1 protein-coding gene is annotated in these 546 nt (G+C 65.0%); it reads left to right on the top strand.

Annotation, left to right across the window (positions count from 1 at the left end; translation table 11 throughout):
* Nucleotides 1-546: alpha-amylase family glycosyl hydrolase (locus ACFQ11_RS37820; protein ID WP_378307770.1), on the top strand; the 546-nt coding region annotated here is incomplete at both ends.

The following is a 546-nucleotide window of genomic DNA, read 5'->3' as shown; positions in this document are numbered from 1 at the left end:
AATACCCCGACGCCCGCATCATCTTCGTCGACACCGAACAGTCCAACTGGACCTACGACCCCGTGCGCGGCCAGTACTACTGGCACCGGTTCTTCTCGCACCAGCCCGACCTCAATTATGACAACCCGGCCGTCCAGGACGCGATGCTCGAAGTCCTGCGGTTCTGGCTCGACCTCGGTATCGACGGCTTCCGCCTCGACGCCGTCCCCTACCTTTACGAGCGGGAGGGCACGAACTGCGAGAACCTCCCGGAAACGCACGCCTACCTCAAACGCGTCCGCGCCGAGGTCGACCGCCTTTACCCCGACCGCGTTCTTCTCGCCGAGGCCAACCAATGGCCGGCGGACGTCGTGCAATACTTCGGCGATCCGGGCGCGGGCGGCGACGAGTGCCACATGGCGTTCCATTTCCCCGTCATGCCGCGGATCTTCATGGCGGTGCGCCGCGAGCAGCGCTACCCGATCTCGGAGATCATGGCGCAGACGCCGAAGATCCCCGAGAACTGCCAGTGGGGCATCTTCCTGCGCAACCACGACGAGCTGACGC

This window comes from Actinomadura sediminis (assembly GCF_042675525.1).
Lineage (GTDB): Bacteria > Actinomycetota > Actinomycetes > Streptosporangiales > Streptosporangiaceae > Spirillospora > Spirillospora sediminis.
Note: the sequence above shows the minus strand (reverse complement) of the source record. Positions and strands in the feature narration are given on the sequence as shown.